Origin of the sequence: Candidatus Venteria ishoeyi (assembly GCF_030378065.1) — a bacterium.
Classification (GTDB): domain Bacteria; phylum Pseudomonadota; class Gammaproteobacteria; order Beggiatoales; family Beggiatoaceae; genus Venteria; species Venteria ishoeyi.
Window position 1 is genome coordinate 21,196 of record NZ_JAUCGJ010000057.1, and the last position, 7,286, is coordinate 28,481.

The 7,286-nt window shown below is 47.7% G+C and carries 5 protein-coding genes; 4 read left to right on the plus strand and 1 reads right to left on the minus strand.

Going from position 1 to position 7,286, the window contains the following annotated elements; all coding sequences use genetic code 11:
• Positions 1-37 precede the first annotated feature (37 nt).
• Both QUF61_RS15770 and waaA read left to right on the plus strand, forming a co-directional pair.
• A complete protein-coding gene (locus QUF61_RS15770; RefSeq protein ID WP_289682561.1) occupies positions 38-1,345 on the plus strand; it encodes an ABC transporter substrate-binding protein in 1,308 nt (435 codons plus the stop codon).
• 99 nt (positions 1,346-1,444) lie between these two features.
• Positions 1,445-2,743: a lipid IV(A) 3-deoxy-D-manno-octulosonic acid transferase gene (gene waaA, locus QUF61_RS15775; protein ID WP_289682562.1), complete on the plus strand. Its 1,299-nt coding sequence runs from the start codon at positions 1,445-1,447 to the stop codon at positions 2,741-2,743.
• A 32-nt stretch (positions 2,744-2,775) separates the two neighbouring features.
• On the opposite strand, the gene QUF61_RS15780 is transcribed toward waaA, so the two are convergent.
• A complete protein-coding gene (locus QUF61_RS15780) occupies positions 2,776-5,316 on the minus strand; it encodes an adenylate/guanylate cyclase domain-containing protein (RefSeq protein WP_289682563.1) in 2,541 nt (846 codons plus the stop codon).
• 428 nt (positions 5,317-5,744) lie between these two features.
• Between QUF61_RS15780 and aroE the strand changes: the two genes are divergently transcribed.
• Together aroE and folA are read left to right on the plus strand one after the other, a co-directional pair.
• Positions 5,745-6,572, plus strand: coding sequence for a shikimate dehydrogenase (gene aroE / locus QUF61_RS15785; protein WP_289682564.1), 828 nt, complete (start codon positions 5,745-5,747; stop codon positions 6,570-6,572).
• A 91-nt stretch (positions 6,573-6,663) separates the two neighbouring features.
• Complete coding sequence (gene folA / locus QUF61_RS15790) at positions 6,664-7,143, plus strand: type 3 dihydrofolate reductase (protein ID WP_289682565.1); 480 nt, start codon at positions 6,664-6,666, stop codon at positions 7,141-7,143.
• The last annotated feature ends 143 nt before the right edge of the window (positions 7,144-7,286 follow it).

The window sequence follows — 7,286 nt, forward strand, 5'->3', positions numbered from 1 at the left end:
CTGGCATTTGATAATCAGTGCCGGGGTTAAGTGATTAATGATGAATACTAAAAAACAATTATCTTATTATCTGATAAGTCTTGCTTTAGCCGCTTTGCTCAGTGGCTGCGGCGGTGGTGAAGACACACCGCTGGCATTTGATCCCTTTGTGGATCAATTTGATGCCAACGCCTATAACCTGGGATTTTTCCCGCTTTATCCCTATAGACGCGATGCCAAACTGCTGGCAGCGGAACAAATCAACGCCATCGGTGGCTTGCTGGGCGGCAAGCGGCTGAATATCGTTGCCACCAATTTCCAGACCGCTGATGCTTTTGAAGTCATCGATTTACAGGAAACTGCGCGTAAAATGATTGAGGATTACCATATCCCGATTATTGGCACCGGCTCTTCTTATGTGGTTAAAAAACTGGCTGAAGTCACCGTACCCCGTAAAACACTACTGATGGGAGATTCCTCAACTTCACCCAGTATCACGAATTTAGACGATAATGATTTTGTTTTTCGGATACCACCCTCTGACTTATTTGGCGCACAGGTATTGGCTGAGCTGGCTTGGCAGGCGGGGGCCAGAAGCTGCACCAGCCTATATACGGAAACCGACAGTTATGGCGCAGGTTTAACCCAGGCTTTTGCTGATAGTTTCAGCGCCAAAGGTGGCACGGTGCTGAATAATGTCGCCCTGCCCAGCAACTTGAGCACAGGCTTTGGGCAATACTTTCCCGAGATTTATTTATCACAACCCGATTGCGTATTTCCGGTGTTATTGCGTAGCACCACCACGGCGAATTTCATTAATGAAGCCAGCAGCATTGGCTTTAATGGTTTTTATATTTTCTCAGATGCCGCGCTGGCAGCGGGTTTCACCGACAGCATTGCCAACTCAGACAGTTTGCGCGGCAGTATCGCCGCCACGCCGGGATTTGGTCTGCGCGACAGTTTTGAATATCAGCATTTTGCTGCGCTGTATCAAGCGCAATTTCAACAGGAAGCACTAAATTTTACTGCCCATGCGTATGATTTGATTATGGTGCTGAGCTTGGCAATTGAACGCGCAGGTATCATCAATAACACTGACAACCCCACCGGAGAAATGGTGCGCGACAGCCTGCGCGCAGTGATGAATCCACCGGGTGAACCCATTGCCCCCAGTCAGATTGCTGCGGGTCTGGAACTGATTCGCAAGGGTCAGGAAGTGGATTTTTATGGTGCATCCAATGCTGATATGGGCTGGGATGCCAATGGCGACGTGGTGGGCGCACCAGTCTATGATGTGTACCATTACTCGGAAGCCAGTGGCAAGCTGGAGCAAACCCAGCAGATTGTTATTGCTGCGGATTTGTAAACAGGAGTTACGCAAAAGCTTCTTTTTTGTACTTGAAGGCACAAAAAAACCGCTTTTTGCTTCACGTTGATTTTTAGTTGGCTACGCTGGTAAACCCTTATGAGTGCAGATAGAACGCAAGGCAGTAAAAACACACTCTCTTATGCCTATACCAGCCTGCTTTATCTATTACTGCCTGCTATTTTAATCCGCCTGTGGTGGCGGGGTCGTAAAGCACCCGCTTACCGCCAGCGCTGGATAGAGCGCTTTGCCTGGCACTTGAATTTCCCCCGGCAGCCCCGTATCTGGGTACATGCCGTTTCTTTTGGTGAAACCCAGGCCGCACTGCCCTTAATCAAAGCCCTGCAACAACGCTATCCCAATCACAGCCTGTTGGTGACAAGCATGACCCCCACCGGTTCAGCACATGTGTCTAAAACCCTGGGGCATAGTGTTGAACATGTATACCTGCCCTATGATTACCCCGGTGCAGTCAGACGTTTGCTGGATGCCACCCAACCACAACTGGGCATTATTATGGAAACCGAATGGTGGCCTAATTTATTTTTTGCCTGCAAGCAAAGAAATATCCCGCTGCTGCTGGCAAATGCCCGTCTGTCCGAGCGTTCCGCCCGCACTTATCAACGTTTTGCCCCGCAACTCACCGCTAAAACCCTGGCCTGTTTATCCGCCATTGCCGCCCAGGGGGAAAGTGATGCGCAACGCCTGCTGGCACTCGGTGCAAAACCGGAAACCCTGACAGTCACCGGCAGCATTAAATTTGATCTGGAACTGGCAGCCAGCATCCAGCAACAAGCCCAGGTATTTCGGCAACAATGGGCAAAACGTCCGGTCTGGATTGCCGCCAGCACCCATGAAGGTGAGGAACAAATTATTCTGCAAGCGGCAAAAACCGTGCTGGCAACCCTGCCAGACAGTTTATTAATTCTGGTGCCACGTCACCCAGAGCGTTTTGAGCAAGTTTTTTTATATTGTCAGCAGGCAGGCTTAAAAACCGTGCGCCGCAGCAGCGGACAAACGTGCAACGCAGCAACCCAGGTTTTTCTCGGCGACAGCATGGGCGAATTGATGGCTTTATACGCCAGCAGCGATGTTGCGTTTATCGGCGGCAGCCTGATTGCCAATGGTGGACATAACCCCCTGGAACCCGCCGCTTTAGGCTTGCCGGTAATGTTTGGGCCATCAATGTTTAACTTCGCGCAAATCAGCAGCGCCTTATTACAAGCGCAGGCTGCCGTGCAATTGGAGGGTCAACAGGCACTTGCCCGGCAGGTGACAGACTGGCTTAGTGATAAAACCCAAAGTGCCACAGTTGGGGAAAATGGCGCAAAGTTTGTCGCACAAAACCGGGGCGCTTTGCAAAAGCTGATGCAACTTGTGGCAAAGTGCTTGGTATAACCTAAATTTCACACCGGTATTCAGCAAGTGCCTTACTTCGCCGCCAAGCGGGTAATACCGTTCCAGTCAGGTGCTGGCGGATGTTGCTGATAATGCTGGCAACGCTCGCAATACAATTGAATCACGCGGTCTTCCGGTAGTTGCTGGGCTAATTGTTCAAAAGCCGATAATGCCGCCACCCATTGCTGACTTTTATATAATTTCTGAGCTTTGTTATAGGCTGCCAGGGTTTTTAACTTGGTATTTTTCAGCATTTCCGGGTCATGATTAAACACTTCATAGACCGTATTGGCGGTTTCCTTGCCTTGTACCTGTACCGTGTCCAATTCTCGAATTAAGAGTTTATCCGGGTGTTTTAGGGCTTGCAGAGTGTCTGAGGTAATCCCAAAATAAATGCCATAGTGTTTGGTTAAACTTTCCACCCGTGCTGCTAAATTCACCGTATCGCCAATCACGGTACTTTCCAGACGACCTTCAAAACCAATTGTACCCAGGGTTAAAGCGCCGGTGTGGATGCCAATACCAATATTAACCGGAAATTTTCCTTCTTTTTCCCGCATCTGATTAAAATTCTGCAAACGTGACAGCATATTTATCGCGCCTGCTACTGCATCGTCAGCACTGGTAATTTTCTCCCCACAAAATAAGGCCATGATCGCATCACCGATATATTTATCGATAAAACCACCACTTTGCACAATGCCTGGGCCTATCCATTTAAGGTAATCATTAAGAAATAAAAATGCCTGCTCCGGGGGTAGATCTTCGGACAGGCTGGTAAATGCGCGAATATCTGAAAACAAAACGCTCATATGTTGTACGCTGGCATCACCGACCTGAATATCTTCAATTTCAGTTTTACCCAGAAAAGTCAGAAATTCGGTGGGTACAAAACGCTGAAAAGCCATATTCTGCGTCTGAATTTTTTCATAACTCAAGGCATTTTCAACGGCGACCGCCGCCTGACTGGCTAAAGCGCTGACAATTTCTATCTGATTTTCGCTAAACGGCTCCTGTTCATGATGCTTGCCATGTTCCGGGTTGATGAGTTGTAAAACCCCGATGGTCTGATGACTACGATCCAGCATCGGCACCACCAGCATGGCTTCGTGTCCAGTTTCATGCGCCGCCAGGTTCTCTGGCATCGGGGTGCCGTCCGGGGCTATTTTTTGCCCTGCGGCAACGTAAACCCGGCGCTGATGCTTGGCGGCATAAATGGATAACTGGTGCGCGGCTTTACTCAAAGGAATGCCGTCATAACCCAGATTGGCTGAGGTATTACGCGCAAAAACTTCCTGCGAGGCACTTTGCATAATCCGAAATTGCAGGGCACCCGCGCTCAATGTATATAAAATACCGGTATCAGCGTGGGTGATGGAACGCGCTTCCTTGACAAAAATTTCCAGCAGGTTGTTTAAGTCTTTTTCCGCAGAAAGTGCGTTACCAGCGCGGGTGAGTGTGTCAATGGTGTCTTTGAGTACATTCACAAAACCATTAAGCTGTTTTGCCATGCTGTTAAATGCCTGCGCCAGAATGCCCAGTTCATCATCGCGCTGCCAGGTAAACACATGAGATAAGTCCCCTGAGGTCAGACGTTTAACACCGCGTTGCAAATATTCAATCGGGGTCAGGATATTATGCGCCATGAAATAACCCAGCAAGGTTGCCAGAACAATACAAATCAACATAATTCCAATCAGACGGAACATTGCCTGGTTGGAAACCTGTACAAATTCATCAGCCGGTACGCTCAGGCTTAATACACCAATCTGCTTGCCAAGACTGTTCTTTAAGACCTGATGCGCGGCTAATTGTCCGCCAGGGCGAATATCCGCCATTTCATCAAAGCCGCGCTGCTGCAATACGGTTTTTACACTGGCAGAAATTTGTGGGGGGGTGGACTGGGCCAATAAATATTGGTTGATAGTCTGGCTCTGGTGGCTGATGAGTACATTAACCCCCAGCAAATGATTGATTTTTTCAACCAGCGCCGTATTTTCATTCAGAATATAACGTACCAGCACCACGCCAAACACTTCTTTGCCCAGGGTTTCCCTGAAAAAAGGTGCGGCAGCAACAATGCCTAGTAAGCTTTGTTCGCCGCAAGTGATAAGTTCTGTGGCAGAATGGGGGCGTGCCTGCTGCATCACGCTGGCAAACAAGGGGTGTTCACCGTTCTTATCCTGCGCTTCATCCTTAGTATCTTCCCCTGTACCTTCGGTTGCCAGACAGGTATAGGTATTTTTTTCAGCACTGCCCAGTAAACGTTTATTGCGTCCACTGATAACCAGAATCTGTGCAATACTGGGGTGGCCTTCCTGAATTTGTTGCAAACGGCTGTTGATTTTTTGTTGAATACCAAAAAAACTTAAGCTTTGCAGGGTTTCATCACTGGAAATAAAATGTGCGATATCCGCCACCCGCTCCATTTGCGTGTGGTAAACCAATTGCGCCACCTGCATGGATTGCCGCATTTGTGCCAGGGAATCAGATTTGATTTCTTTGCTGAAAAAATAAATTGCATACAAGGTGGTTGAAGAGGCTGCCACCGAAGTAATAAGAAAAAAAGACAATAAAAGTTTGCTGCGAAGTTTCATGAAAAGCGCTGTCAGGGTGATGAAGCAATAAGCAGTGATGTATAATGTCTCATCATACATGAATCAGACCAAAGCGTCTGTAATGAGAGTTTAATGTGGAACCTGAATTCGATGTAAGCTTCATTCATTCGCTTTGCGCCTGAAAGCCGCTGACATCTCATGCTAACTTATTGATAGCGAGTGCTGGGTTTCAGCATTTTTGGATAAGGAGCGAGAATTTTACAACTTCAGCAACTTGGCTGGTCTTTTTCTCCATTTTCTGCGTTCCGCCTGTTTGGACTTAGGCAGTTACATAGCTTGCTATGCGCCTGTTTTCACGCCTTGAAAATGAATAAAAATCCTGCGCCCAGTTTCTGTATTTATTTTATCCTCACTCCTAAAAAACTTTATATTGAACTCACCTTATGAAACATGCTGATCATTATGCCGTCTTTGGCAACCCTATTAAACACAGTAAGTCCCCCCGCATTCACAACTTATTTGCTGAACAAACCCGGCAAAATCTGATTTATGAGGCGATTTTGGCACAGCCAGACGCCTTTGCCGCAGCTATTGCTGATTTTCGTACCGCAGGCGGCAGGGGCTGCAACGTAACCGTACCGTTTAAGGAAGATGCCTGGCAGTTGGCCGAGCAACGCAGTGAGCGCGCTGAGCTTGCTGGTGCGGTCAACACTTTGCGCTTTGATGAAAGTGGTTTGTGTTTTGGTGACAATACCGATGGCGTAGGTCTGGTTCGCGACATCAGTGAAAATCATGGCTGGCAGCTCAGTGGCAAAAAAATCCTGATTTTGGGTGCGGGTGGCGCGGTGCGTGGCGTGCTTGCACCTTTGCTGGACAGCGCACCTGCAACATTGTCTATTGCCAATCGCACGGTCAGTAAAGCAGAGCGTTTAGCCACGCTATATCCCAATGCGGATATTCAAGCCACAGGTTATGAGGGGCTGACGGGACAATGTTTTGACATTATCATCAATGGCACCTCTGCGGGTCTGCAAGGGAAATTGCCACCACTGCCTGACGGTTTACTGGCAGCAAACGGGCTGGCCTATGATATGGTTTATGCCAATGAACCAACTGTTTTTGTACAATGGGCCACTGCGCAGGGAGGACATGGCGTGGATGGCTTGGGTATGCTGGTTGAACAAGCCGCAGAATCTTTTTATCTGTGGCGCGGCGTGCGCCCGGAAACCCAGGCAGTGATTGCCGAACTTGCTAAGGCACGGATAAAATAAATAGCGATAGACTTTTGATGATTAATTTCCCAAGGAGCCAACGGATAACACCCCTTTGAAGGGGTGTTATCCGTAATACCTGAGAACCGATATGCACCTTTCAATTATTGCCGCCTTATCCAAAAACCGGGTCATCGGCCTGAATCAACAAATGCCCTGGCATTTACCCGCAGACCTGGCCTGGTTTAAACAAAATACCCTGGGCAAGCCCATTGTCATGGGGCGTAAAACCTTTGAGTCCATCGGTCGCCCATTACCGGGGCGGGATAATATCGTTCTCAGCCGTGATTCAGACTTGCTGATTCCTGGCTGTCAGGTGATTCATCAATTACAGGCATTGGAAGACTTAAATGCACCTGAAATTATGATCATTGGTGGTGGTCAACTCTATGCGCAAACCTTGCCACTGGCTGAACGACTTTATCTCACGGAAGTTCAGGCTGAATTTGAGGGTGATACCTATTTTCCCGTTTTGGAAGACGAGGATTGGCAGGAAGTCAGCCGCATTGAGCGTACAGCGGATGAAAAAAATCCACAGGATTGTATTTTTTGTATTTTAGCGCATAGATAATATATAATTTATGGCTTAGGAAACCAATAGATAACAACTTTTCCACTTACAGAAAAACAGAAAAATGCTTAGCTCTTTGATACCAATATTTATTATTGCAGCAGTATTTATTATTCTTGAGTTTGTTACAAGTAAAGATAAAT

Bases quoted from the DNA above. Each gene is read 5' to 3' on its own strand.
- QUF61_RS15770 (WP_289682561.1), top strand. From the start codon at position 38: ATGATGAATACTAAAAAACAATTATCTTATTATCTGATAAGTCTTGCT.
- waaA (WP_289682562.1), top strand. From the start codon at position 1,445: ATGAGTGCAGATAGAACGCAAGGCAGTAAAAACACACTCTCTTATGCC.
- aroE (WP_289682564.1), top strand. From the start codon at position 5,745: ATGAAACATGCTGATCATTATGCCGTCTTTGGCAACCCTATTAAACAC.
- folA (WP_289682565.1), top strand. From the start codon at position 6,664: ATGCACCTTTCAATTATTGCCGCCTTATCCAAAAACCGGGTCATCGGC.